22 protein-coding genes and 1 tRNA gene are annotated in these 26,596 nt (G+C 32.3%); 17 read left to right on the top strand and 6 right to left on the bottom strand.

Features of this window, described 5'->3' with window-relative positions:
- The 5 genes from ABD690_RS01090 to ABD690_RS01070 all read left to right on the top strand — a co-directional run bounded on the left by ABD690_RS01090 (position 1) and on the right by ABD690_RS01070 (position 5,044).
- Positions 1-2,847, top strand: a complete 2,847-nt coding sequence (locus ABD690_RS01090) for a type I restriction endonuclease subunit R (protein WP_344726170.1) — start codon at positions 1-3, stop codon at positions 2,845-2,847.
- A 105-nt stretch (positions 2,848-2,952) separates the two neighbouring features.
- Positions 2,953-3,477, top strand: coding sequence for a hypothetical protein (locus tag ABD690_RS01085; protein WP_344726168.1), 525 nt, complete (start codon positions 2,953-2,955; stop codon positions 3,475-3,477).
- A gap of 2 nt (positions 3,478-3,479) precedes the next feature.
- Entirely contained in the window at positions 3,480-3,854 is a 375-nt protein-coding gene (locus ABD690_RS01080; RefSeq protein ID WP_344726166.1) for a helix-turn-helix domain-containing protein, read from the top strand.
- Entirely contained in the window at positions 3,854-4,312 is a 459-nt protein-coding gene (locus tag ABD690_RS01075) for a hypothetical protein (RefSeq protein ID WP_344726164.1), read from the top strand. The genes ABD690_RS01080 and ABD690_RS01075 overlap by 1 nt, the downstream gene beginning before the upstream one ends.
- 24 nt (positions 4,313-4,336) lie before the next feature.
- Positions 4,337-5,044, top strand: a complete 708-nt coding sequence (locus ABD690_RS01070) for a hypothetical protein (protein WP_344726162.1) — start codon at positions 4,337-4,339, stop codon at positions 5,042-5,044.
- Positions 5,045-5,675: 631 nt separating this feature from the next.
- Here the strand turns inward: ABD690_RS01070 and ABD690_RS01065 are convergent.
- Entirely contained in the window at positions 5,676-6,005 is a 330-nt protein-coding gene (locus ABD690_RS01065; protein ID WP_344726160.1) for a helix-turn-helix domain-containing protein, read from the bottom strand.
- Positions 6,006-6,403: 398 nt separating this feature from the next.
- Between ABD690_RS01065 and ABD690_RS01060 the strand changes: the two genes are divergently transcribed.
- Positions 6,404-7,045 carry a DUF6266 family protein gene (locus ABD690_RS01060; protein WP_344726158.1) on the top strand — a complete coding sequence of 214 codons (642 nt, stop codon included), beginning with the start codon at positions 6,404-6,406 and terminating at the stop codon, positions 7,043-7,045.
- A 122-nt stretch (positions 7,046-7,167) separates the two neighbouring features.
- Here ABD690_RS01060 and ABD690_RS01055 read toward each other — a convergent pair.
- Positions 7,168-7,243 (bottom strand) — tRNA-Phe (locus tag ABD690_RS01055).
- A 100-nt stretch (positions 7,244-7,343) separates the two neighbouring features.
- Between ABD690_RS01055 and ABD690_RS01050 the strand changes: the two genes are divergently transcribed.
- The 7 genes from ABD690_RS01050 (at position 7,344) to ABD690_RS01020 (ending at position 15,145) form a co-directional block, all read left to right on the top strand.
- Entirely contained in the window at positions 7,344-8,075 is a 732-nt protein-coding gene (locus tag ABD690_RS01050; RefSeq protein WP_344726156.1) for a type III pantothenate kinase, read from the top strand.
- The gene (bamG, locus tag ABD690_RS01045) at positions 8,072-9,379 is read left to right on the top strand and encodes a BamG family beta-barrel-assembly machinery protein (RefSeq protein WP_344726154.1); all 1,308 of its coding nucleotides are present in this window, start codon (positions 8,072-8,074) and stop codon (positions 9,377-9,379) included. Before ABD690_RS01050 ends, bamG begins: the two co-directional genes overlap by 4 nt.
- Before the next feature lie 19 nt (positions 9,380-9,398).
- On the top strand, positions 9,399-10,778 hold the full coding sequence (locus tag ABD690_RS01040; protein ID WP_344726152.1) for a tetratricopeptide repeat protein: 1,380 nt from the start codon (positions 9,399-9,401) through the stop codon (positions 10,776-10,778).
- A complete protein-coding gene (gene lptC, locus ABD690_RS01035; RefSeq protein ID WP_344726150.1) occupies positions 10,778-11,335 on the top strand; it encodes an LPS export ABC transporter periplasmic protein LptC in 558 nt (185 codons plus the stop codon). Before ABD690_RS01040 ends, lptC begins: the two co-directional genes overlap by 1 nt.
- Positions 11,336-11,440: 105 nt before the next feature.
- A complete protein-coding gene (locus ABD690_RS01030; protein ID WP_344726148.1) occupies positions 11,441-11,626 on the top strand; it encodes a hypothetical protein in 186 nt (61 codons plus the stop codon).
- A 9-nt stretch (positions 11,627-11,635) separates the two neighbouring features.
- Positions 11,636-12,925 (top strand): hemolysin family protein, encoded by a 1,290-nt coding sequence (locus ABD690_RS01025; RefSeq protein WP_344726146.1) that lies wholly within the window; start codon positions 11,636-11,638, stop codon positions 12,923-12,925.
- Between the two features lie 99 nt (positions 12,926-13,024).
- Positions 13,025-15,145, top strand: a complete 2,121-nt coding sequence (locus ABD690_RS01020; protein ID WP_344726143.1) for a peptidylprolyl isomerase — start codon at positions 13,025-13,027, stop codon at positions 15,143-15,145.
- Between the two features lie 58 nt (positions 15,146-15,203).
- Here the strand turns inward: ABD690_RS01020 and ABD690_RS01015 are convergent, their stop codons facing one another.
- Both ABD690_RS01015 and ABD690_RS01010 read right to left on the bottom strand, forming a co-directional pair.
- A complete protein-coding gene (locus ABD690_RS01015; protein WP_344726141.1) occupies positions 15,204-16,115 on the bottom strand; it encodes a GYDIA family GHMP kinase in 912 nt (303 codons plus the stop codon).
- Positions 16,115-17,431 (bottom strand): hydroxymethylglutaryl-CoA reductase, degradative, encoded by a 1,317-nt coding sequence (locus tag ABD690_RS01010; RefSeq protein WP_344726139.1) that lies wholly within the window; start codon positions 17,429-17,431, stop codon positions 16,115-16,117. The genes ABD690_RS01015 and ABD690_RS01010 overlap by 1 nt, the downstream gene beginning before the upstream one ends.
- 137 nt (positions 17,432-17,568) lie before the next feature.
- Here ABD690_RS01010 and ABD690_RS01005 point away from each other — a divergent pair, with 137 nt between their 5' ends.
- The 4 genes from ABD690_RS01005 to ABD690_RS00990 all read left to right on the top strand — a co-directional run bounded on the left by ABD690_RS01005 (position 17,569) and on the right by ABD690_RS00990 (position 23,926).
- Positions 17,569-19,800 (top strand): S9 family peptidase, encoded by a 2,232-nt coding sequence (locus ABD690_RS01005; RefSeq protein WP_344726138.1) that lies wholly within the window; start codon positions 17,569-17,571, stop codon positions 19,798-19,800.
- 36 nt (positions 19,801-19,836) lie between these two features.
- Positions 19,837-21,426, top strand: coding sequence for a peptide MFS transporter (locus ABD690_RS01000; RefSeq protein WP_344726136.1), 1,590 nt, complete (start codon positions 19,837-19,839; stop codon positions 21,424-21,426).
- Positions 21,427-21,469: 43 nt separating this feature from the next.
- Positions 21,470-23,251, top strand: coding sequence for a peptide MFS transporter (locus ABD690_RS00995; protein ID WP_344726134.1), 1,782 nt, complete (start codon positions 21,470-21,472; stop codon positions 23,249-23,251).
- Between the two features lie 126 nt (positions 23,252-23,377).
- On the top strand, positions 23,378-23,926 hold the full coding sequence (locus ABD690_RS00990) for a thioredoxin family protein (RefSeq protein ID WP_344726132.1): 549 nt from the start codon (positions 23,378-23,380) through the stop codon (positions 23,924-23,926).
- Between the two features lie 4 nt (positions 23,927-23,930).
- Here the strand turns inward: ABD690_RS00990 and ABD690_RS00985 are convergent, their stop codons facing one another.
- Both ABD690_RS00985 and ABD690_RS00980 read right to left on the bottom strand, forming a co-directional pair.
- Positions 23,931-25,973, bottom strand: coding sequence for a ComEC/Rec2 family competence protein (locus ABD690_RS00985; RefSeq protein WP_344726130.1), 2,043 nt, complete (start codon positions 25,971-25,973; stop codon positions 23,931-23,933).
- A 22-nt stretch (positions 25,974-25,995) separates the two neighbouring features.
- Positions 25,996-26,517, bottom strand: coding sequence for a C40 family peptidase (locus ABD690_RS00980; protein WP_344726128.1), 522 nt, complete (start codon positions 26,515-26,517; stop codon positions 25,996-25,998).
- Between the last annotated feature and the right edge of the window lie 79 nt (positions 26,518-26,596).

The following is a 26,596-nucleotide window of genomic DNA, read 5'->3' as shown; positions in this document are numbered from 1 at the left end:
ATGAGTACACAACCAGAACAAATATTAGAAAATCAATTAGTAGCACAATTGCAAAGCATAGGCTATACCAAAGTGCTAATTAAAAATGAAAATGAACTGATTGATAATCTAAAATCACAATTAGAAAAACACAATAAAATTACATTCTCAAACACCGAGTTTGAAAGGGTGTTAAACATTTTAAGTAAAGGTTCGGTTTTTGAAAAAGCCAAAACACTTCGTGAAAAACAGCACATTGTGCGTGATAATGGTGATAACCTATATTTTGAATTTCTCAATACAGAACATTGGTGTCAAAATCAATACCAAGTAACACATCAAGTTACCGTAGAGGGTAGATATAAAAACAGGTACGATGTAACCTTATTGGTAAACGGGTTGCCGTTGGTGCAAATAGAATTAAAACGTAGAGGCTTGGAAATGAAAGAAGCCTTTAACCAAATAAACCGCTACCAAAGACACTCGTTTGGAGCTAAATCAGCATTATTTCAATACGTTCAGATTTTTGTAATAAGCAATGGTGTAAACACCAAATACTATGCAAACAATAGGCATCAATCTTTTAAGCAAACATTCTATTGGTCCAATAAAGAAAATAAAAGGCTAACCAATATTCTCAATGGGTTTACAAGTGAGTTTTTAGAGCCTTGTCATATCTCAAAAATGATATGCAAATACATTGTGTTAAATGAGACCCATAAAGTATTAATGGTATTGCGGCCTTATCAGTTTTATGCTGTTGAAGCTATAATAGACAAGGTAAAAAACAGTGTGCATAATGGCTATATATGGCATACTACAGGTTCAGGAAAAACACTAACTTCCTTTAAGGCAAGTCAGATTATTACACAAATGCCCCAGGTAAAAAAAGTAGTGTTTGTGGTAGACCGTAAAGATTTAGATTACCAAACCACAAAAGAGTTCAATAGTTTTAGCAAAGGGAGTATTGATGGTACAGACAATACAAAAGCCTTGGTAAAGCAATTTTCTGATGATACCAGATTAATAGTAACTACAATTCAAAAGTTAAATACAGCTATCAGTAAAAAGCAGTATTTAAACAAAATGGAAAAACTCCAAAACGAAAAAATCGTTTTTATTTTCGATGAGTGCCATCGTAGCCAATTTGGAGAAACCCATAACCGTATAAAATCATTCTTTCAAAACAGTCAAATGTTTGGCTTTACAGGAACCCCAATATTTAAGGACAACGCCGTAAAGAATGAAATGGGTAAGCGCACCACAAAAGAGCTTTTTGGCGACTGCCTGCATAAGTATGTTATTACCGATGCTATTAAGGATGAAAATGTGTTAAAATTTTCTATTGAATATTACAATGTGTTTAAGTCTAAAGATGAGGTCGAGGATATTGATGTAGAAGATATTGATACCAAAGAAGTGTACCAATCCCCAGAATACATACAAATAGTTAGTAATTATATCATTTCAAACCATAACAGAAAAACCCATAGTAAAGCCTTTACAGGCATGTTTTGTGTGAGCAGTGTAGAAACCTTAATAAAATATTACGATGCATTGCATAAAATGAAAGAAGATGGTTTACACGATTTAAAAGTAGCAACCATTTTTAGTTATACAGCAAATGAAGAGGATGCCGATGCCAACGGTTTTATACCTGAAGAAGTGTCGGTAGTTGAGGAATCTCCAGCTTTATATGGGCTACATAAACATTCAAGAGAAAAATTAGATGATTACATAGGGCATTACAACAGTATGTTTGGTACTAACTTTTCTACCAAGGACAGCCAATCGTTTTATAATTATTACAATGATATCTCAAAGAAAGTAAAAGAACGTAAAATTGATGTGTTGTTGGTCGTAAATATGTTTCTAACAGGATTTGATAGTAAAACACTCAATACGCTCTATGTAGATAAAAACTTAAAATATCATGGCTTAATACAGGCATACTCACGTACCAATCGTATTTTAAATGAACAAAAATCACAAGGGAACATTGTAGTATTTCGTAACCTCAAAAAAGCAACCGATGAGGCCATTACGCTATTTAGCAATAAAGAGGCTATAGAAGAAATCATCATGAAACCTTATGAAGATTACGTATCTAAATTTAATGAAGCATTTATAGAACTTATTAAGTTAGTGCCAACCGTAAATAGTGTAAACGATTTGGTAAGCGAAGAAGACGAATTGGAGTTTATCAAGGCTTTCAGGAATCTAATGCGTATTAAGAACACCATTTCCACCTTTGCAGATTTCGATTGGCAAGACCTTTCTATGCCAGAGCAGTTGTTTGAAGACTATAAGAGCAAATATTTAGACCTACACGATAAAGTAAAAAGCGACAATCAAAAAGAAAAGGTATCTATTTTAGATGATATAGATTTTGAGTTGGAGTTAATTCATCGTGATGAGGTTAATGTATCTTATATCCTAAAGCTTTTAGCAACCTTAAAAGAGTCTAAAGAAGGAGACCAAGAGAAGAAGCGTAAAGAGATTATGGACATCATGGCTGGAGAAGCACATTTACGTAGCAAGCGTGAGTTAATTGAAAAGTTCATTGCCGAAAATTTACCGCAAATTCAAGATACAGAAGATATTCCAGATGCTTTTGAAAAGTTTTGGACACAAGAGCAACAAAAGGCCTTTGAAATTATGGTAAAAGAAGATGGCTTATCTCCAGACCGCACACAAAAACTAATAGAAGATTACTTATTTGCCGAAAGAGAGCCATTAAGAGAAGAAGTGTTAGACCTCATTGAGGGAGACAAACCCTCGGTTTTGCATCGTAAAAAAGTAGGTGATTCCATCATCTCAAAAGTTATGACATTTGTAGAAACTTTTATTAATGGGATGGATAATTAAACAATAAACATTTAAGATTATAAGATGAATATTATACTTTTGAGAAAGTATTCTGTATCATAAAATTAACTTAAAAGTGAAAAATATTTGTAAATTAACTTATAAGTGAATAACTTTGCACACATAAAACCATTGTTTAAGTATAATAAAGTAGCATATTACTCTGTTGTATTAAACGATAATAAAGAGACCTTGTACGAAGAGTTTGTTAAAAGGCACGAGCTAAATAATAAGAACAAACTTTACCATATTTTAAAATGGTTACAAGTAATTGGAAAAAAGTATGGAGCACAAAACCGTTTTTTCAGAAATGAAGCTTATACCGCAGATACTTCAGCATTACCACCTGTGGGCAAAGACAAAAAACCGTATTACATCGAAAATGGCAAAAAGAAAAACAACACATTAAGATTGTATTGTTTACGAGCCAATGAGCACGTAGTCTTTTTGTTTAGTGGAGATATAAAAACGGCTAACAAAGCTCAAGACTGCCCAAATGTGAAACCACATTTCTTATTGGCTAATCAACTTACAAAAGCAATTGATGAAGCATTCAAAAATCAAGACATAGTTTGGAATGATGATTGTACTTTAATTGATTTTGATAAAAACTTTAAACTCTATTATTAACTATGGAATTTCCGAAAAACAACATATTAGACAATTGGTTAGAAGCTAATCAAAATACTGAAATAGACAGATTCATTGAAAGAAACTTGGCTATAACAGAAAAGGTATGCGTTGTTTTAAAAGAACGTGGTATCAAGAAAAAGCAATTTGCAGAAATGTTAGGTAAATCGCCTTCTGAAGTATCAAAGTGGTTGTCTGGTTTACATAATCTTACCTTAAAGAGTATTACAAAAATGGAAGAGGTTTTAGATATTAATCTAATTAATATTGAACCTATAAAAGAAATTGAATACGTTTATTTAGGTTCTATTCCAGGAGGTGGTATGGAAGATGCTATCAATGATTATGAAGAAACAAACTATAGTGAAGCAAGTTAATGAATAAAGAGGTTAAAATAGACCCAGAAAAAATACACCTATTTCACATAAATATTGTGGAAAGCTCTATTAAAGATGTTGCTCAAAAAGGAGACAACAACTTTAAGATAAATATTGCTCAAACCACAATGCATAATTTGAAAGATGAAAGGGTGAAAATAGGGTTGTTTATAGATTTAATTCACGAAGAAGTAACATCAGATGCTAAAGCTCATTTTGTTTTTGATTTTCATTTTAAAATTGAAGAATTAACCAATTACTACGAGTTAAAAGAAGATAATTCACCAATCTTTACAGGAGTACTCATCGCAACGCTTTTAGGTATTAGCTTTTCAACAGCAAGAGGTATTATTTTTGAAAGACTTTCAAATACCAATATGCAAGGTATGATTTTACCTGTGGTATCACCTCAAAAAATGTTAGCTCTTCAAAAGAAAGTCGATTCTAAAGAAGATTAACAATTTATATCTCGTTGGTTAGTTATGTCACGTTTAAATCCTCATTTAGATTTTATTAAGGATAACAATTTGTTTTTTCTTGATTTAGAACTTGAAAAGTTTCGTAACTATAACAAGTTTATAGAAGAACACTTTAATAAAACAATCGACAATCATCAAGAAGAATATAAAGCGGTGATGGATAAAATCGAAAATGAACCAAACCTATATTCAGACCTTCAACTAAATCATATTCAGGATTCATTAGTGGATAGAATGATTGAAATTGATAGGGATTTTGTGCAAAGTTTTAGAGCATCAATGATAACGCAGTTGTATTCATTTTTAGAGAGAACACTAATTGGTGCTTGTGAATCATATGAATTAAATCACAATAAAGAATTTGGTGTAGATGATTTGCGTGGTAATGGTGATTTTGAAAAGGCAAAACTCTTTTTAACTAAATCCGCAAAGGTTGATATTAAATTATTAGAACCTAATTGGTCTTTTCTAAATAACTTACGTGTGTTGCGGAATTGTATCGTTCATAATAACAGTACGGTTTTCGATAACGAGAAGAGAAAGTATAATTGTTTATCGTCATTTTCTAAAGATAGATTTGAGTTATGGGAAAGAGATCGTGAAATATCCTTTTTCACAATCCTTTTAACTCAAGAAAAGTTTGTAGATGAAATAATAGAAAATATTTTTTCCTTATTTGAAAAGTTGGAAAAATTTGAAGTTTATATTTAATTATCATAATTAGGATTTAGTATTTCCCCACAAAACAAAACCCAGTTTTTTCGTGCCTCAAAACCCTCTGTCTTTTGTTTTGTTCCGCTCGCCAACGCGCTTGTAGTTTTTGGTTGCCACCCCTCACACAGCACGTTACTTATTTTATTTAAATTTTAATATTTTAAAGAAAAGGTACAATAAAAAAGTAAAGAGCTGTTGCCAACGCTCACACCAAAAACCACCCCAAGCTATGTTTACATAATGCGCTGTTATAATAGCAGCCGCTAAACCACCCGCATCACCAAAGCTGTAGTTATAACGCCATTATGTAAAATAGCCTACATGCCTACTGCTGATTATCGTCTGTAATTTGCGATTCGCGAATTGCAAATTAAGATAGCTATTCCGCTTTTCCCCGCCACCCAAGTTAGCGGTTATAAAAAAATAGGTTTATGGACGTAGTGATAAGACATAGCATATTGCTTTTTCTCGTACCTCAAAAATCAAAAAGCTATTGTCTAAAAGTCCGGTATAAGTAGCGTGTTTAAATGCTGTTTTACCAAACAACTTATTAAAACGCTACCAATACCAATGCTGCATCCAATGCTCGATATAGAACTAAAACCTATTTTTTTAAGTGTTAATGCCCCTAAAAGCGTTTTTTGTTTTTGATTAAATAATTAGCTGCTTGTTCCTCGATGTCTTTTTGTGTCCATATTTCATTTTCTAATACCCATTCATTGATTTTTTCTTTGTCAAAGTATAAACGTTTGCCACGTTTAGAGTGTGGGATGTTATGGGTGCTGGTTAACTTGTAAATATGGGATTTTGATAAACCCAAATATTCTGAAACCTGTTTGATAGTCATTATTTTAGATGTTATTTTGATCTCATCTTTGCCAATGCTCTCAAAGGTGTTTCCTAACATAGTTTCAATACGTTCTAATTTTTCATAAATAATTTCAAAAGGATTTTCCATAATGATTTTGTTTTAAGAATTAATAAAAAAAGCTTGCAAAGATATGTGGCTCCCTTTATCCACCGCACAAGCCTATCAAGGTCAAGCCCTATGGGTTTTGAAAAAAATCTCCACCAAATATTATTAAAGAAAGAGGGTAGTATTTTTTTCAAAAACCTTGACAGTCCTATCCTCGCCACAAAGGACTATTGCTTTCTTTTTTTATTGTTTTTCTTTTTTTTTAAAAAATTAATAGGAGTATGGTGATATGTGCAAAAGAGTACAAAAGAAGTCAAACAAGGTTCTGCCATACTTGAAAGTATATATATCTGATGGTTTTTGCGTATAATTGATAAGCTCAAATCTATACCATGTCCGTACCAACTTCGAATGAATATTAATTTAAATTTATAATTGTTATGGGTGTTATTTCACAAGGAATCCTGGGCGGAGTATCAGGTAAAGTAGGAAACGTAGTCGGTGCATCATGGAAAGGTATTGACTATTTAAGAATTAAACCTTCAAATGTGGCTAATCCACGTACTGAAGGACAGGTTAACCAAAGAAACAAATTTACGGTTACTTTAGAGTATTTGCAGCCAAATTTAGGCTTTATTCAAAAGGGATATAAGGCGTATGCGGTACAAAAAACAGAGTTTAATGCTGCTATGTCTTATGTGTTGAATAATGCGATTACAGGAGCTGCTCCCAACTTCACAGTAGACTATTCATTAGCTCTTTTAAGCAGAGGTTCGCTATCTGGAGCTTTAAACCCTTCAACAGATCTGACAACAGCAGGACAAGTGACCTTCACTTGGGATGACAACTCTGCGGAAGGAAATGCAAACGCTACTGATAAGGCGATGGTGTTAGTTTACAATCCATCAAAAAAAGAATCTATGTATATAGTTGATGGAGCAGATAGAACAACAGGGTCCCAAGTAGTCACTATACCAAATACCTATGCAGGAGACACAGTAGAGCTTTTCATGGCGTTTATAACTGCGGATAGTGGTCAAGTATCGAATAGTGTGTATTTAGGCTCTGGTACGGCGTCATAAGATTTGTTTTAAAATACACATTATAAAACCGTTACATTAACTTGTAGCGGTTTTTTATTTGAACCCTATTTTGCACCCTAAAAACAAAAAACCCCATAAACATTGAGTTTATGAGGTTTTTCTGGTGGTGCCTCCAGGAATCGAACCAGGGACACAAGGATTTTCAGTCCTTTGCTCTACCAACTGAGCTAAGGCACCAGTCGCTTAATTGCGGATGCAAATATATATTCATTTTTATTATCCGCCAAAGAAAATTTATAAAAAATCGTTTTGTAAATTTATCGCTCAAATTAAAATTATGAATTTAATCATAGATGTAGGGAATACTTTTGTGAAACTAGCTGTTTTTCAGGATGATGAAATGGTAAGTAAAATATCGTGCGAGATTAAAGATTTTGAAAAAAAATTTAATTCAATCTTAAAATCGCATAAAAAAATTAATAAATCTATTATTTCATCGGTTGGATTTCTTAATTCAAAGCAATTTGATTTAGTTAAAAATGCTTTGCCAACATTAATTTTAGATTCAAAAACCAAATTGCCTTTTGATAATTTGTACAAAACACCTAAAACATTAGGTGTAGATCGCATAGCTTTAGTGTGTGCCTCTGTAAAAGAATATCCTAATAATGATGTGCTTATTATAGATGCAGGTACTTGTATAACCTACGATTTTATTACTCAAAAAAATGAATATTTAGGTGGAGCCATTTCTCCTGGTATTAGGTTGCGATATAAAACGTTGAATAATTTAACGGCCAACTTACCGTTATTAGAAACAGAACAACCCGAAAACATAATTGGAGATTCAACAAATAATGCAATTCATTCTGGAGTTGTTAATGGTGTTTTAGCTGAAATTGATGGTGTTATCAGTCAATACAAGTTAAAATTTCCACATTTAACAATTATTTTAACAGGAGGAGACGCCAATTTTTTGTCTAAACAATTAAAAAGTAGCATATTTGCCAACTCTAATTTCCTTTTATTAGGATTGAATTATATTTTACAATTTAACTTAAACGAATGATAAAAAAACTTGTATTAGTTTTTATTGCTGTATTTGCAATTCAAAGTTACGCTCAAGAAGGTTCTGCTTCACCATATTCTTTCTACGGAATAGGTAGTTTAAAATTTAAAGGAACTGTTGAGAATCAAAGTATGGGAGGAATAGGAGTTTATATGGATAGTATTCACGTAAACTTAAAAAACCCAGCATCATACGGAGGTGATAATTTAGCTCTATATAATAACGAAGGAAGGCCTGTAAAGTTCTCTGTTGGAGGCTCTCACTCAAGAACAACATTAAAAAGTAACACGAGTTCTGATAAAGTATCGTCATCAACATTTGATTACATAGCGTTATCTATACCTATGGGTAAATTAGGTATTGGTGTTGGACTTATTCCTTACACTTCTGTAGGATACAAGTTAGAAACACTAAATGCAGCTGGAGCTTTAAGTGATAGATTTAGAGGTGAAGGCGGCGTTAATAGAACATATTTATCTGCAGGATATAAAATAAACGATAATTTTAGTGTAGGTGTTGATGCAAGGTATAACTTTGGTAAAATAAAAAATAGCACTATAGAGTTTTTATATAATAATGACGGAGCTCTTACACAATATCAATCTCGAGAAAATAACATATCAGATTTAAGTGGTTTATCATTTAATTTAGGTTTATCTTACAAAAAAATGATTACTGATAAGTTAGAGTTAATGTCATCGTTAACATACTCGCCAAAGAGTAATCTTAACTCTAGAAACGAAAGATATTTCAATACAATTGTTATTGATGCATCAGGAAGAGAATTAATTGTGAATACATTAAACGCAAATTTAGAAGCTCGCGGATTGAAAGAAACAGAGTTGACACTTCCGTCTACTTGGTCTTTAGGAGCAGGCGTTGGACAGCCTAGAAAATGGTTTGTAGGTGCCGAATACACAGCGCAAAAAACAAGTGACTTTTCAAACGCATTATATGCATCAACAAATACGAAATTTGAAGATGCTACAACCTTTTCTTTAGGAGGTTTTTTTATACCTAATTACAATTCCTTTAGTTACTTAAGTCGTGTGGTTTACAGAGCTGGAGTACGTTTTGAAAAGACAGGTTTAAATATAAACAATCAGTCTATAAAAGAGTTTGGCATATCTTTTGGAGTAGGAATACCAGTTGGAAGTTTGAGAGCTTTTTCAAATGCTAATTTTGGTGTAGAAATTGGTAACAGAGGAACAACAAATAGTAACTTAATACAAGAGAATTTTGTTAACTTCAACTTAAGTTTGTCGTTGAACGATAGATGGTTTCAAAAACAAAAATATGATTAAACGCGAAAAATTTAATATTATGAAAACGAGAATTACATTAGTAGCTTTAATGCTATTTTTAGGCTTTAATTTATCACATGCTCAAAATGAGCAAGATATAAATTCATTGTCTTTAATGACTGAAGCGGCTAAAGCAGATAAATGTGACGAAGGTTATAAGCACTTTATGGAGCTTAGGCAAAGAAACCCAAAATTTCATTTAGGTATATATAAATATGGTGAGGATATTTTAGAATGTAAGATTGATAAATCTTCTGGAGCTGAAAAAACAGCTTTTATAAATGATTTAGTAAAACTTTGGGAAGAAAGAGCTATTCATTTTGCAAGTAAAACTCCCAAAGGCGAATATGCTGCAAAAGCTTGCCAGTTACAGTATGATAACAGAGAGTTGTTAAATAAATCTACTGAAGAGTTATACGCTTGTTTTGATGCAGCTTATAAATTAGATTCAGAGACATTTACAAATCCTAAATCATTATATACGTACTTTTCTTTAATGGTAGATTTATATGATTCAGGTAAAAAACCAGCAGAAGATTTATTTAATAAATATGATGATGTTGTAGAAAAAGTAGAATCTGAAGTAGGTAACTATTCTGAAAAATTAAACAAGCTTATTGAAAAAGAAGATGCAGGAACAGCATTGACTAAAAAAGATAATAGCTACAAAAAATACTATGAAAGTTATTTAAAAGCTTACGATCAAATTTTAGGAGGTATCGATCAAAAATTAGGTGAGCGTGCAAATTGCGAGACTTTAATTCCTCTTTACCAAAAAGGATTTGAGCAAAACAAAGGAAACGCAGAATGGTTACAACGTGCAGCTGGTAAAATGTCTTCTAAAGAATGTACAGACGATCCGTTATTCTTTAAGTTGGTAAATGCTTACCATGAGTTAAGTCCATCGGCTAATTCAGCTTACTATTTAGGTATCTTAAAGGATAAAGAAGGTAAATCTTCTGAAGCAATTAAGTTTTACGAGCAAGCAATTAGTTTAGAAACTGATAACATCAAAAAAGCTAGACTTAATGAAAAAATTGGTGATAAACTAAAAGGAAGAGGAAGTTATGGTAGTGCAAGAAATTTCTATTCTCAAGCATTAAAATTAAACCCATCAAACGGAAGGCCTCACTTAAGAATAGCAGCAATGTATAATGCTAGTGCAAATAACTGTGGAGATTCTAACTTTAACAAGCGTGCTGTTTTCTGGTTAGCTGCTAGCGAAGCTGAAAAAGCAGGACGTGTAGATCCTACTTTAAAGAAAATTGCAGCTCAAACGGCTGCTAGCTATAGAGCAAAAGCTCCAACTAAAACAGAGATTTTCCAAGCTGGTAAGCAAGGTCAAACTATTAGCATTGGATGCTGGATAAGCAGAAGCGTTTCTGTACCAAAAATATAATGAGAAAAACGTTTTTACATAATATATCAAACATAGTCACAGTTATTACTGTGGCTATGTTTTTTTCATGTAACAACAATTACAATGAAGTAAAAAAAATAGGCATTTCTGAAAATGAGCCTATTGGAGAAGCTGAACAAATAGATTTAAAATATACCGATTCAGGACGTGTAACAGCCAATCTTATTAGTCCTAAAATGATAGATTTCACAAATAGGTCTTTCGCATTTAGAGAGTTTCCTAATGGTGTGCACTTAAACCTATTTGATAAGCAAAACAAAAAAAGTACAATCATAGCCGATTATGCTATAGTATATGAGAAAACAGGTCTCATAGATTTACAAGGAAACGTAGTGCTTGCTTCTCATGAAAAAGATACGCTTTTTGCAGAGCAACTATATTTTGATGAAGCAAACGAGTGGCTTTTTACTAACAAACCAGTTACTTTCAAATCTAAAGGCGATTTAGCTAAAGGAAACGTTTTTGATACCGATAAAGATTTTTCTCAAGTAAGCCTTATTGAGATGAATAACTCTGTAATGACAGTAAAAGAATAATAAATCTAGATTTTTATTCTTGCTAAATTCTTTCAAAATAAAATAAAAAAGAATCTCCTCTTTTTTTTATTTATCTTTACCTAATTAATTTTTTAGATTTTTTTAATGAAACTATTTAAGTTTTTCCAATACGCCTATTTAATTTTTGGTGTTGTATTTATTTATGATGCAGTAAGCAAGTATATGCAAACCGAAACAATTGCTTACACATCTATTCTTCTTGCAGCTACAGCTATATTTATGTTTTTCTTCAGAAGAAAATTCAATAAAAGATTTGATAATAAAGATTAGCAAAGATAAATGAGTTTAGAGCTGCTTATCATAATTTTATCCTTATTGCTATCAGCCTTTTTCTCGGGTATGGAAATTGCCTATGTCTCATCAAACAAAATACACATTGAGATAGAGAAAAAACAGAGCGGTATTTTAGCAAAAGTTTTATCAAAACTAACGGCAAGACCATCAAAATTTATTGCAACCATGCTTATTGGTAACAACATAGCATTAGTAATTTATGGCTTGTTTATGGGTGAACTTTTGGTAGCTTGGTTTTTATCAATGTTGCCTTCAGATTATGACATGGTAAATTACCTTTTGGTAGACTTAAGCCTGCTTTCTCAAACTATTATATCAACATTAGTAATACTTATTACAGCCGAGTTTTTACCTAAAGTGTTTTTTCAAATTTATGCAAACACTTTGCTTAAGCTTTTAGCTATTCCAGCATATATGTTTTATATGCTGTTTACCTTTATTTCAGATTTTGTAATCTGGATTTCAGACTTTGTATTAAAAAAGTTTTTTAAAACCGAAGGAGATCAAATTCAATTAGCATTTACCAAAGTAGAATTAGGTAACTACATAAGTGAGCAAATGGAGTCTGTTGAAGAGCATGATGATATTGATAGTGAAATACAAATATTTCAAAATGCGCTAGAGTTTTCTGAAGTAAAAGCACGTGAAGTAATGGTGCCAAGAACAGAAATTATAGCTGTTGAGATTAAAGAAACTACAAAAGCACTTAATGCTTTGTTTACAGAAACAGGTTGTTCAAAAATATTGGTTTATAAAGAAAATATAGATGATATTTTAGGTTATGTGCACTCATTTGAGTTGTTTAAAAAACCTAAAACAATAAAATCTGTAGTCATGCCGGTTGAGTTTGTTCCTGAAACAATGCTTATAAAAGATGTTTTAAATATTTTAACCAAAAAGCGTAAAAGTATAGCAGTTGTTCTTGATGAGTATGGTGGTACTTCAGGAATAATGACCGTTGAAGATATCATGGAGGAACTCTTTGGTGAAATTGAAGATGAGCATGATACAGTAGTACTTCATGAAGAAAAAATAGATGATGAAACCTATTTGCTGTCAGCAAGACTAGAAGTAGACTACCTAAATGAAACCTATAAATTAAACCTACCTGAAAATGAAAATTATGAAACTTTAGGAGGCTTAATAGTCGATCAAACCGAAGGTATTCCTGAACAAAATGAAGTTATTGTAGCTGACGGATATCAATACACTATTATTGAAGTGTCTAACACAAAAATAGACTTAGTAAAACTAAAAATCCTACAAGAAGATTAATTTCCTAATAATTAAACTAATTAATGCGACTATCTACTTTTATTATTAAATAGAAAATGGTATTTTCGCGCACTATATTGTAAAAAATTTAAATGACAGATGGCAGTTTTAAATAAAATTAGACAACGCTCACTTTTCTTAATCCTAATCATTGCATTAGCTTTATTTTCATTCGTATTAGCCGATTTATTTAGAAATGGAAGTGCGCTTACATCAAAATCTCAAAACATTGTAGCAACAATCAATGGTAAAGATATTACCAGAGAAGACTTTATGCAAAAAGTTGAAATTGCTCAACAACAAACACCTTCAGCAACTAGCAACCAAATCATGAATCGTGTTTGGGACCAAGAAGTTAGACAAGCTGTAATGCAAACACAATTTGACCATCTTGAAATATCTATTGAGAAAGATCAGGTAAAAGAGCTGCTTAAAGGGGCGCTTTCAAACAACCCTAACTTTTTAAATGAAGATGGTATTTTTGATGAAGCAAAATTATCAGAATACATTGCTAACTTAAAAGCGACTTCTGCTCAAGCGTACCAACAATGGAAAGACTATGAAAATAGTTTGGCATTAAACGCGATGCAACAAGATTATTTTAATATGGTAAAGTCAGGAATGACAGGAACATTGGCAGAAGGAGAATTAGAGCATAAACTAGAAGGAGACAAAGTAGATATAAAGTTTGTACAAATACCTTACGCATCTATTCCTGATAGTACCGTAACTGTATCAAAATCTGAAATAAACAATTACATAAACGCTCACAAAAAACAATACGAAGTTCAAGCTTCAAGAAGTATTCGTTATGTAGAGTTTAAAGAAGTAGCATCTGTTGAAGATGAAAATGCAATCAAAAATGAATTAGCAGAGCTGTTAAAAGATCGTGTTGTTTACAATGAGGTTGCAAAAACAAATGACACTATCATTGGTTTTCAAAAAGTAACAAACTACAAAGAATATGTAAATGCTAATTCTGATCAAAAATTTGATGACCGCTTTGTTTTCAAATCAAGCTTACCATCTGTAGCTGCTGATAGCATTTTTAACTTAAATGTAGGTGAAGTTTATGGTCCTTATAAAGACAATAACCAGTTTAAAATAACAAAAATGGTAGCTGTGACACAGTTACCAGATTCTGTTAAAGCTAGACATATTCTAATACCTTTTGTAGGAGCTTCTAGCGCACCAGAAGATGCACAAGTTAAAACTGATGCTAAAAAAACAGCTGATAGCTTATTAGCAATACTTAAAAACGATACATCAAAATTTGGTGAGTTTGTAACAGAATTTTCATCAGACCAAGGAAGTGTAAACAATGGTGGTAGTTATGATTATTTTCCATATAACAGAATGGTTCCAGCATTTAGAGACTTCACGTTTGAAAACAACACAGGCGATTTAGGTGTTGTTGAAACGCCTTACGGATTTCATATCATAGAAATTGAAGGTCAGAAAAACAAGCAACGCGCTGTAAAGGTAGCTACTATAGCAAGAACAATAGAGCCTTCAGACGCAACAATAGATAACGTGTTTAGAGACGCATCAAGTTTTGAAATAGCTGTTGAAAAATCTGAATTTCCAACAGTAGCTGAAGAAAAAGGATATGTAATTCGTCCAGTTAGTAAAATGAAAGTATTAGACGAAAATATACCTGGTTTAGGAAATCAAAGAAGTATTGTTCGCTGGGCTTTTGAAGAAGGTACAGATATAGGTGATGTAAAACGTTTTACGACACCAACAGGTTATGCAATTGTACAATTAACTGAAATAAATGTGGCAGGTATGATGAATACTGAAGATGCTTCAGTAACGGCATTACCAATTATCAGAAAACAGAAAAAAGCTGAAATAGTAAAGAATAGAGTTACTGCTACAACATTAGATGCTTTGGCTTCAGCTGAAGGACAAACAGTAAGATCTTCATTAGCAATTAACATGAAAAACCCAACAATATCTGGAGCTGGAAAAGAAGGCGTTGTTGTAGGTGCTGCTTTTGGTCTTGAAGAAGGAGAAACTTCAGGTCTTATTGAAGGAGAAAAAGGTGTATATATGGTTCAAGTAACCAAAAAGACTCCAGCAACTGCACTTGATAATTATCAAGGTTTTGCAAATCAAGTGTCAAATACTAAAGCTGCTACAGTAAATAGTAAGTTATATAACGCACTTAAAGATGCTGCAGAAATAGAAGATAATAGAGCTGCTACAGTTCAATAAAGTTAACTTAACTAACCAAAGAAATTAGCCTCGCATTTTGTGAGGCTTTTTTTATGAATTACATTAGCATGTCTTGATACGGAATAATAGTATTAAAACCTTTTGAACTAAAATAAGAAGCAGGATTCTTTTTTGAAGTAACTAAAATAAAATCGCCGCCCCAAGCACCAAGACTTTTTATTTGTCCGTTAAAATCAGAAAACAACTTTTCCTTAATAGGAACTTGTTGGGTTACCTTTGAAATAATAGTTTCGTGTTGTGAAATAAGAGATTCAAAATCACTTAATGTGTTGCTGTTTATAATCTCTGAAGTAAGTTTGCTAATCGCTAAAACAGCGTTTGGAATGTTTACAGCGTTAGCTTTGTAATGAGCAATACCTTCACGGCTATTTTGTTTTTTGTTGAGGTAAACAAAATACAAACAGTCTTTATATGCAGGGTTAAAATTGATTTGTTTAACGTGTCTTTTTGTGTCTTGGTTCTTTAATAATTTATAGGTTATTGCAGTGCTGTTTTGAGCACAGGCAATATCATAGCCGCTTCCTCCAAAAGTTAGTTCTAAAAGCTCATAAGCATCAACTTTAGCCCAATTGGCAATATTGTTTATTAATGTAGATGATGTTCCTAATCCCCAGTTTCTTGGGAATGTTAATTTGTTTTTTACATCAAATCCGGTAGTTAAAAAATCAGGATTAAGGTTTTTTGTAGCTTTTAGTATTTGTATTAATTTTTGAGTTATAGGGTTGTCAAGGTCACCTTTATTAATAGTTTTTAGGGTGTTTATATCAATACTTGTGTCATACCAGATATTGCTATTTTCATCAAAATTTTCCCAGTTTAGTCTAGATTCGTTATTGCTCTTTGCAGAAAGTGATTGTCCAAACTTGGTAGGTATTGATAATGCTAAAGCACCATCAAGAACAACATATTCTCCTGTAATCAATAATTTACCGTGACTAAAAGTATTCATTAAGCTCTTATTTTTTCTATGGCTTCAACCACAGCGCTATGTGTTACGGTGTGAGTTTTAAAATGATTAACCAGAAGTTCTTTCTCTTTATTAGTGGCTTCAAATTGATTTAGAATATTCATTAAATGCATTTTCATGTGACCTTCTTGAATGCCAGTGGTTGTTAACGAACGTAAAGCAGCAAAATTTTGAGCTAAACCAGCAACGGCAACTATTTGCATAAGTTCTTTAGCTGTAGGTTTATGTAATAATTCTAATGCTAATTTTACTAAAGGGTGTAAACTGGTTAAACCACCAACGGTTCCTAGTGCTAGAGGAATTTCAATCCAAAATTTAAAAACACCATCATTTATAGAAGCATGCGTTAAGCTAGAGTATTTACCTTTTTTTGAGGCGTATGCATGAACACCAGCTTCAACAGCCCTAAAATCATTTCCTGTAGCCAAAACAACAGCATCAATACCATTCATAATTCCTTTATTATGCGTTACAGCTCTATAAGGTTCTGCTTCGGCAATATTAACAGCCTGAACAAATTTTCTAGCAAATTCATCGGCGTCCATATTATCATTTTCTGTCAAATCAGTAACAGGGCAACTTACTTCAGCACGAACGAGACATTCAGGAACATAGTTAGAGAGTATGCTCATAACAACGTCTATTTGTTTTTCAGATTCAGAAAAATCTTTAAACACAAGGGCTTCTTCTTTAAATGTTTTAGCAAACTGCTCTAAACATGAATTTATAAAATTGGCACCCATAGCGTCAAGGGTTTCAAAAGTGGCATGAAGCTGATAATATCCTTCAATATTGTGAGATTTGTCACGTAGCTCAATATCTATAATGCCGCCACCACGTTTTTCCATGTTTTTAGTGATAGGCTTCGCGTCTTCAATAAGTTTAGGTTTTATTGTAGAAAAGAAGTTTTTAAGTGACTCAAAACTACCTTGAAACATAAAATGTACTTGTCCTATTTTGGTAGTTGATAAAACTTCAGCCTTAAAACCACCGCGATCCATCCAGAATTTTGCAGCCTTGCTAGCTGCAGCAACAACAGAGCTTTCCTCAATAGCCATTGGTATTGTGTATAGTTTGTTATTGATTAAAAAATTAGGAGCAACACCTAGTGGTAAATAATAATTGGTAATGGTGTTCTCTATAAACTCGTCATGAAGCTGTTGAAGTTTATCGTCAGAATTCCAATATTGTTTAAGTATATGTTTCGCGTTTTTATTATTAGAAAAATAGGTATCTACAATCCAATCAATTTTTTTGGATTTAGACAGTTTTGAAAAACCAGAAATAGATTTACTCATACAATATAATTTTAAAAAGCAAAGATACTATTCTTGATTGCAATGTCCTACAAATGCTTATTTAACTGTTAATAAATACGGTTTTTTGCATAATTTTTAGTAAACTTGACATCATTTTGTATAAAAGATATTATTTAATGAAAATAATCAAACACATCTTCATCTTTTGCTTTTTAGCAACTACTTTAACATCAGCTCAAAATAAAGAAATTACATTAGAAGAGATATGGCAAGGAGCCTTTAGAATGGAACGTATGGATGCGCTGCATTCTATGAAAAATGGCCAGCAATATTCTGTTTTAAACTTTGACCGAGCTTCAGGCTCAACAACAGTTGACGTATATGATTACAAAACTTTGAAAAAAGTAAAAACATTAGTTAGTTCAAAAGATATTGAAGCTATAAAATATTTCACGAACTATACATTTAGTGATGATGAAACTCAAATATTACTAGCTACAGATGTTGAGTCTATTTTTAGACGCTCAACACTAGGTAAATACTACATTTATAACACAAAAAACAATCAAGTTATACTGGTTGCAGAAGAGAAAATTCAAGAACCAACCTTTTCTCCTGATGGCACAAAAGTAGCTTACGGTTATGATAATAATTTGTTTGTAAAAGATTTAGAGTCAGGAAAGACTACGCAAATTACATCAGATGGAGAGAAGAATAAAATAATCAATGGTATTACAGACTGGGTTTACGAAGAAGAATTTGGTTTTGTTCGTGCTTTTGAATGGAATGCAGCAAGCAATAAAATAGCCTTTATACGCTTTGATGAAACAAATGTACCAGAGTTTTCTATGGATGTTTATGGTCAGGCTTTATACCAGACGCAACATGTTTTTAAATACCCAAAGGCCGGAGAAGCTAATGCGGTTGTTTCGTTACATATATACAATGTGAAATCTGATAAATCTGCCGAAGTAAAAGTAGATAAAGCTTATAGTGATTTTTACATTCCTAGAATAAAATGGACAAATGATGCAGATGTGTTAAGTGCTCATTACATGAATCGTCATCAAAATGCATTAGATTTATGGATGATAAATGCTAATACCAATACAGCAAAATTAGCTTTAGCCGAAACCGATAAAGCCTATATTGATGTTACTGATAATTTAACTTTCTTAAAGGATAATAGCTTTATTTGGACAAGCGAAAAAGATGGTTACAATCACATATATCATTATGATAAAGATGGCGCGTTAATTAATCAGGTTACCAAGGGTAATTGGGAAGTAACTAGCTACTATGGTTATGATGATAAATCACACAGAATCTTTTATCAATCTACAGAAAATGGTTCTATTAATAGAGATGTTTATTCTATAAAATTAAACGGACGTGACAAAAAGCGTTTAACAAAAAGTGAGGGAACCAATAGAGCATCTTTTAGTGCTGATTTCTCTTATTTTATAAACACATTTTCAAGTGCTTCAACACCACCAGAATATACTTTAAACAGTGCTAAATCAGGAAGCTTAATAAAGAGTATAAAAGACAACGATAAGCTGTCAGAGAAATTATTAGACTATAAAACATCAAAAAAAGAGTTTAGTACCATTCATGTAAACGGAAACGATTTAAATATGTGGATGATTAAACCAGCTGATTTTGACGAATCAAAGCAGTACCCATTGTTTATGTATCAATATTCTGGACCAGGCTCTCAAAGTGTTGCAAATAGTTGGAATAGTGCAAACGATTATTGGTATCAATATTTAGCACAAAAAGGCTATGTTGTAGTCTGTGTAGATGGTCGCGGAACAGGATTTAAAGGGGCAGACTTTAAAAAAGTAACACAAAAAGAATTAGGAAAATACGAAGTAGAAGACCAAATACAAGCCGCAAAAAAATTAGGAGAGCTTCCTTACATTGATGCTTCTAGAATTGGAATTTGGGGTTGGAGTTACGGTGGCTTTATGAGTAGCAATGCTTTGTTTAAAGGTAATGATGTTTTTAAAATGGCTATCGCTGTAGCGCCAGTAACAAGCTGGAGATTTTATGACTCTATTTACACAGAACGATACATGACAACACCTCAAGAAAATCCGAGTGGTTATGATGAAAATTCACCAATTAATCATGTCGATAAGTTGAAAGGTGATTTTCTGTTAATTCATGGTACAGGCGATGATAATGTGCACGTACAAAACACTATGCGAATGGTTGAGGCTTTAATTCAAGCAGATAAGCAATTCGAATGGATGATTTACCCTGATAAAAATCACGGTATTTACGGAGGAAACACAAGATTGCATTTGTATAAAAAAATGTCAAATTTTATAGATAAAACTTTAGGGGATAAAATAGAAAAACCTAAAACGAAAGAATCTGTGAAATCAGAAATAAAAGGATAATACTAACTAATAGACTACTAACTAATAATTATAAATATGGAATTTAAATTTGGAGGTTCAGAAATTAATCAAAGGACTGTTTTAGGCCATCCGTCAGGATTATTTGTATTGTTTTTTACTGAAATGTGGGAGCGATTTTCCTACTATGGTATGCGCGCATTATTGGTGCTTTTTTTAGTAACAACAGTGATTGATGGTGGCTGGGAATGGGAGCGAGCTGATGCTTTGGTGCTTTATGGATGGTATACAGGATTGGTTTACTTAACTCCAATAATTGGTGGTTTTATAGCTGATAAACTTTTAGGCTATAGAAAAGCAGTTGTTTTAGGTGCATTTATTATGACTTTAGGGCATGCTTCTATGGCACTAGAAGGCATTACGTCAGTGTTTTTCTACCTAGGGTTATTATGCTTAATATTAGGAAACGGTTTGTTTAAGCCTAATATCTCGTCTATGGTAGGGCAACTATATAAAACACAAGGGAAAGAAAAAGATGCTGGATATACTATTTTTTACATGGGAATTAACGCAGGAGCTTTTTTAGGAATTTTACTTTGTGGATATATAGGAGAAAAAGTAGGATGGCACTATGGATTTGGTTTGGCTGGTATCTTTATGTTTATAGGTATGTTGCAATTTTATTTTGCGCAAAAAATATTTGGAAATATAGGGCTGCAACCTAAAAAAACAAACGATCTTGATGATGTTGTAGAAGACTCTATAGAAGATTTAGAAGAAAATATAGAAGCTGTTAAAGATGAAGCTCAATCATCTCGCGTAGTAAAAGATAGAATGACTGTTATTGGTATTTTTGCTGTGTTTACCGTGTTTTTCTGGTGGGCTTTTGAACAAGCAGGTGGTTCTATGACTATTTTTGCTGCTGATTACACAGATAGAGCTTTAGAGGGAAGTGCTGCAATGACATTTAAAATTGTTAACTCTATTATTACTTTAGTGCCTATGTTTGTTATTAGCTGGGTATTGTTCCTGCTTTTTAAGCAAACATTTGGTTCGTATGCAAAGTCTAATATTTGGTTGGGATTAAGTTTTGTTATTATTTGGGGAATCGTTTTATGGATGTTAAAAAGAGAATTTGATGCTGACACAAGCGAAGTTCCTGCATCATGGTTCTCTGTATTAAATTCGTTGTTTATTATTCTATTCGCACCCGTGTTTTCTAAAATATGGGAAAGTAAATTTAATCCGTCAGGACCAGTAAAGTTTGCTATAGGCTTACTTTTAGTTGGTTTAGGTTTCGGTGTTTTAGCATATGGAGCAATGAATATTCCAGAAGGAGCAAAAACAGCATCAGTTAGTTTAATGTTTCTAGTGTTTGCATATTTGTTGCATACGTTAGGAGAGCTTTGTGTATCACCAGTAGGGTTGAGCTATGTTAGTAAATTGGCGCCAATCAAGTTAGTTAGTATGATGTTTGGGATTTGGTTTGTTTCAAATTTCGTAGCTAACCTATTAGGAGGTTTAACAGGAAGTTTTATTGATCCAATTTCAGAAGAGTATGGTCTATCTGTTTTCTTCCTGATTTTTACTGTTATACCTATAGCTGCAGCTTTAATTATGTTAGTATTAACACCTATGATTAAACGCAAAATGCATGGTATTAAATAGAAATGTTTTGAATCTAATTCTATTTTTAACTAACTAAATTTATATGAATACGGATATTGAAAATTTATTTAAAGATAAGGTAATTGGGCATCCTGCAGGATTGTTTGTGTTATTCTTTACTGAAATGTGGGAGCGATTTTCATTCTACGGGATGAGAATTCTTTTGGTACTATTTTTAACGGCGCCGATGTTGAGTGAAAATCCTGGTTGGGATTGGCCAAGAGAGCATGCATTAGCATTAATAGGTACTTATGCATCACTTTTATATTTAACACCAATTTTAGGCGGTTGGATAGCTGATAAAATTACAGGTTATAGAATAGCAGTCGTTATAGGGTGTGTAATTATGACACTTGGGCATGTTGCAATGGCTTTTGAAACAACTGCTTCATTTTATTTTGGTTTGGCATTATTGGTAATAGGTACAGGTTTTTTTAAGCCAAATATTACATCTATTATTTCTACTATGTATAAAGGGAAAGAGTCTAAAAAAGATGGCGCTTATACAATATTTTACATGGGAGTTAATGCGGGTGCATTTTTTGGTATGATGCTATGTGGCTATTTAGCAGAAAACTTTGGGTGGTCTTATGGTTTTGGACTTGCAGGTGTTTTCATGCTATTAGGTATGTTACAGTTTTGGTTAGCAGGTAGCCTTTTTGGAAGTATAGGAGCTAAACCAACAAAAGTTCACGAAGTAGAATTACCACAAAATATTAATGAAGAAGCTCCTAAGGCACATGATGCAGAGTCTGAAGAAAAATTAAACCCTTTTACTATGTTTGATAAAGTGTTAATGACTTTATCTGCAATTGGAGGTTTATTATATTTATTCAATGATCCAATGGAAAAAATTGGAGACCTTAATATGTTGCCTTTTGAAATAGGCGGATTAAGTGGTTCTAATGTGGTTGTGTTAGCGGCTTTAGTTTTGTTTTTAGTGCTATTAGTTACCAGAATTGCTAGGTATATACCTGTGGTTAGAGATCGTATTATTGCGGTGTCTATTTTTGGTGTTTTTACAGTCTTTTTCTTCGCCTTTTTTGAGCAATCGTTGGGATCTATGACACTATTTGCACGCGACTATACAGATAGGACTCTAGTTGGTAGTTCGGCTATGGTGTTTAAAGTAATAGACGCATTATTAACGACAGTTCCTTTAATAATTATATCATGGGTATTAATACTTTTAGCTAAAAAAACATTCTCACGAATTGGTTTGTCAAACATTATTTTGGCAGTAGCTTTTATTGGTTTATGGGCTTTAGTTTTATACCGATTGAATGATAAATTTTCACAAGATGGAAATGAGGTTGAAGCAACTTGGTTCGGAATATTAAATTCATTTTTTATCATTACACTTGCGCCATTATTCTCAAGATGGTGGGAAAGTAAATACAATCCTAGTGCAGCAATGAAATACGGTATAGGATTAATATTATTAGGTTTAGGATTTGCATTCTTATCTTATGGAGCAGGCGATATTCCTTCAGGAGCAAAAACGGCATCTGTGAGTATGATATTTTTAATAATGGCCTATTTATTTCATACTATGGGAGAGCTTTGTATTTCGCCTGTAGGACTATCTTATTTAAGTAAACTAGTACCGGCTCGAATGATTGGTTTTATGTTTGGAGTATGGTATTTAGCCATTGCAGTAGGACAAAAAGCAGCCGGAACTATGGGAGGTATGATTGATAAAATTTCTGAAACATATTCGTTGAGTACCTTTTTCTTAATATTTACACTAGTGCCAATAGGCGCAGGATTAGTTGCTATAGTATTAAATCCGCTGCTTAAACGCTTAATGCATGGTGTACGTTAATCAATGTATATTTTTTAAAATTAACTTAAACACTCCATTTTTTGGAGTGTTTTTTGTAAGTTAGGCATAGGTTTTGCAACCAATAGTGGAGCTAATAATTTTTAATTGTTTATAAATTCAAACCGCATGAAAAACATACTTTATATTATAACATTAATTTTTTTAATTCCTGTTAGCAGCATTGCTCAAGAGATAAATTGGGTGACTTTAGAAGAGGCTGTTAAGCTTCAAAAGAAACATCCTAAAAAGATTATGATGGATGCTTATACAAATTGGTGTGGACCTTGTAAAATGCTAGACAAAAACACGTTTAAAAATAAAGATGTAGTGGCTTATGTAAATAAGCATTACTACGCAGTAAAGTTTAATGCTGAAGGAAATGAAACAATAAACTTTAAAGATAGAACATTCAAAAATCCAAGTTACGATCCTGCAAAAGAAAACAGGCGTAATTCTCCGCATGAGATGTCAAGATATTTTGGAATTAGATCGTACCCAACAATTTTATTCTTGGATGAAAAAGGCGACCTTCTGGCTCCAATTATAGGATACAGAACTCCACAACAGTTAGAGTTATACCTGAAATTGTTTAAAAATGATGACCACGTAAATTTCAAGACACAAAATGATTTTTCTGCTTATGCCGATGATTTTAAGCCTGAATTCTCAAATTAGATATTTAGTCTAACTTAAAAATATAAGCTCCCTTTTCATAAGTAGAATGAAATGGGAGTTTTTCTTTTCTACACGTTTCCTTCCATCTAGTTACATACGATTTATAATTGCTTCCATCAGCAATGATTGTTTTGGGTTTTAATGAATCTATGACGCGTTTTAAGTGTATTTTAGGGGAGTTTCTTAATAGGATATAATCTGTCGTAAAAGATTTTATTTGGTAAGTGTTAAGGCTGTCTATGATTAATAAGGTTTTATTGTTTATTGAATAAACATTCTTTAAAGAGTCAGCCTTTACAGTTGTTATAAAATTACTTACAGCATATTTTGTTAGCATTGTTTCTTTTGTAATAGGCTGTTTTAAGTTGGAATAAATGTTTAACTGTTTTCCTTTTTGAAAACCAAGTACGCTCTGTTTGCTTTTTTGGAAGATGATATATTCATCGCTTGTTTCATGCTGAAATTTGTTGAATATAAGGGTAGATTGAAATAGGATGATTGCAACAAGGCATATTACTAAACGCTTAAAGGTCTTTATCGTCAAATACCTAACAAAAGCTATGATGAGTAAATAACAAACAAAGAGTAAAATTCCATTTATTGAGATGTCTTTAAATAAAAACGACTCTTGTTGTGCTACCCATTTAAAGAATAGGTTCATAGCGTCTATAATGTCACCATAAAAATTTGTGATAATGTTTTTGGGTATGTTTAATGTAGCCATTATTATAACAATAAATCCATACCCTAAAATAAAGCCCAAAAAGGGAATGATTACCATATTTGTCAATAAGAATAAACCAGGAAATTGATGAAAATAATATAAACTTATAGGTAAAACACCTATTTGAGCAGCTATAGAAACCGTAGCATAATTAAACACCTTATTTGGTAACCAAAATCTTGTTTTTATAGGGTTGTAGAGCAAGGGTTGTATGGTAACAATACCAATAACAGCAAGGTAGCTCATTTGAAAACCTACTTCAAATAAAAACATAGGTTTAAACAATAGCAAAACAAACACCGATATAGCAAGAGTGTTGAAAATATTATGCGGTCTATTTAAGTTAATGGCAATAGCAACTGCGGTAAACATAGTCACGGCTCGAACCACTGATGGTGACAGCCCTGCAATGATTGCAAACAACCAAAGAATAGTAACAATTAAAAAAGCTTTAATTAGTTTGCCATGCTTACCTCTGTTCAAAAAAGAAAAAAGAAACTCAAGCATAAACAGGATAATACCAATGTGAAGTCCTGAAATTGCTAAAATATGAATAGCGCCAGCATTAGCATAATCCTGATAAAGCGCTTTGTCAATGTTTTGTCTTTGACCCAGTAATAGCGCATTATTTACGGCTAATTCATTTTTAGAAAAATCAAATGTTTCTAATTTTTTATTAACAAACTGTCTTACTCTATTTGCATATCCTAAAATAGAGAATGTATTATGACTTATAATAAGAGTGTGATTATTGTCACTATATATTTGAGCGTAAACATATTGCTTTTTTAAATAGGCTTTATAATTAAATTGATCCGGATTTTTAGGAGGTTTTAGTTTCTGTAAATTGGCATTAATAATGAGTTTGTCATCTACATTTAGTGTGTTTTTACTGCTGTCAAAAGCGATGTTTAAAAGTATTTTGCCAACTGCTTTAGTTGTATCTATTCTGTTGATTTTAGCAATGTATCTAGCATTGTAAGTGTTAGGTTTTAAAACCTCTCGTATAGTTACATAAATGTTTGATGTACTAGTTTTAGAAAAATCATAAATACTTGAGTAATGACTTTTATAAAGCTTTTGATTATGGATGTTTACAGTGAGTATGCCTATGGATAACATAGCAAGATATGATACTAATCCAAACCAAACAGTTGGTTTAAAAGCGCGCAAACTTGTTTGATAAATAACAAAAAGTATGATGATAAGAGTGATTGATAATAGCAAAGAAACATCAAGCGAGATTGTTGAATAATATCCCACTAAAATACCAGCAATTAACCAAAAAGCTAGTTTAACTATTGCAAAATCAAGAAGTTTCACAATAGTAAGTTACAGAAAAAAATTATAATACGCGGCGTGCCTGTACAAAAGCAAAGTACCAGTAACGTTCTGATAATGAAGAAATCATAACGCCTTTACTTGTTGAGGCATGAATAAACTCAACATAACCAGTACGTGTGCTAGTAACAATACCAACATGGTTTACTGACCGACTATTTTTTCTTGTAGCAAAAAACACCAAGTCACCTTTTCTAACTTCTTTTAAATCTATCCAGTTACCATGAGTAGCAAGACTTCCGGTAGTTCTAGGTAACAAAATATTTTCACTTTTATAGGCTGTGTTTACCAGTCCAGAACAATCCATACCTTTTCTAGTAGTGCCACCATATTTATATTTTACACCTTCAAACTGTTTAGCGTACTTAACAATTTTATCAGCTTCAGCTGAACTTGAATAGTGCTTTGTGGTAGGTTTGGTAACTGTTTTTGTTGTCCTTGTTTTAGAAGTTGATTTACCTTGTTTTGTAGACTTACAAGACGATAAACATAAACAGAAAAATAATAATAAAACCAGTTTTTGCATGGCTCGAAAATAAACAATTTTGTTATTAAAAATGATATAACATTATAAAAAGTTGATTGGGATTATTTTAAAAAACAAT

The sequence above is a fragment of the Corallibacter vietnamensis genome (genome assembly GCF_039537875.1).
GTDB lineage: Bacteria > Bacteroidota > Bacteroidia > Flavobacteriales > Flavobacteriaceae > Corallibacter > Corallibacter vietnamensis.
The sequence above is the reverse complement of the archived record's forward strand: the minus strand, read 5'-3'. Positions and strand labels throughout refer to the sequence as shown.

Bases quoted from the DNA above. Each gene is read 5' to 3' on its own strand.
- ABD690_RS01090 (WP_344726170.1), top strand. From the start codon at position 1: ATGAGTACACAACCAGAACAAATATTAGAAAATCAATTAGTAGCACAA.
- ABD690_RS01080 (WP_344726166.1), top strand. From the start codon at position 3,480: ATGGAATTTCCGAAAAACAACATATTAGACAATTGGTTAGAAGCTAAT.
- ABD690_RS01075 (WP_344726164.1), top strand. From the start codon at position 3,854: ATGAATAAAGAGGTTAAAATAGACCCAGAAAAAATACACCTATTTCAC.
- ABD690_RS01070 (WP_344726162.1), top strand. From the start codon at position 4,337: ATGTCACGTTTAAATCCTCATTTAGATTTTATTAAGGATAACAATTTG.
- ABD690_RS01065 (WP_344726160.1), bottom strand. From the start codon at position 6,005: ATGGAAAATCCTTTTGAAATTATTTATGAAAAATTAGAACGTATTGAA.
- ABD690_RS01060 (WP_344726158.1), top strand. From the start codon at position 6,404: ATGGGTGTTATTTCACAAGGAATCCTGGGCGGAGTATCAGGTAAAGTA.
- ABD690_RS01050 (WP_344726156.1), top strand. From the start codon at position 7,344: ATGAATTTAATCATAGATGTAGGGAATACTTTTGTGAAACTAGCTGTT.
- bamG (WP_344726154.1), top strand. From the start codon at position 8,072: ATGATAAAAAAACTTGTATTAGTTTTTATTGCTGTATTTGCAATTCAA.
- ABD690_RS01040 (WP_344726152.1), top strand. From the start codon at position 9,399: ATGAAAACGAGAATTACATTAGTAGCTTTAATGCTATTTTTAGGCTTT.
- lptC (WP_344726150.1), top strand. From the start codon at position 10,778: ATGAGAAAAACGTTTTTACATAATATATCAAACATAGTCACAGTTATT.
- ABD690_RS01030 (WP_344726148.1), top strand. From the start codon at position 11,441: ATGAAACTATTTAAGTTTTTCCAATACGCCTATTTAATTTTTGGTGTT.
- ABD690_RS01025 (WP_344726146.1), top strand. From the start codon at position 11,636: ATGAGTTTAGAGCTGCTTATCATAATTTTATCCTTATTGCTATCAGCC.
- ABD690_RS01020 (WP_344726143.1), top strand. From the start codon at position 13,025: ATGGCAGTTTTAAATAAAATTAGACAACGCTCACTTTTCTTAATCCTA.
- ABD690_RS01015 (WP_344726141.1), bottom strand. From the start codon at position 16,115: ATGAATACTTTTAGTCACGGTAAATTATTGATTACAGGAGAATATGTT.
- ABD690_RS01010 (WP_344726139.1), bottom strand. From the start codon at position 17,431: ATGAGTAAATCTATTTCTGGTTTTTCAAAACTGTCTAAATCCAAAAAA.
- ABD690_RS01005 (WP_344726138.1), top strand. From the start codon at position 17,569: ATGAAAATAATCAAACACATCTTCATCTTTTGCTTTTTAGCAACTACT.
- ABD690_RS01000 (WP_344726136.1), top strand. From the start codon at position 19,837: ATGGAATTTAAATTTGGAGGTTCAGAAATTAATCAAAGGACTGTTTTA.
- ABD690_RS00995 (WP_344726134.1), top strand. From the start codon at position 21,470: ATGAATACGGATATTGAAAATTTATTTAAAGATAAGGTAATTGGGCAT.
- ABD690_RS00990 (WP_344726132.1), top strand. From the start codon at position 23,378: ATGAAAAACATACTTTATATTATAACATTAATTTTTTTAATTCCTGTT.
- ABD690_RS00980 (WP_344726128.1), bottom strand. From the start codon at position 26,517: ATGCAAAAACTGGTTTTATTATTATTTTTCTGTTTATGTTTATCGTCT.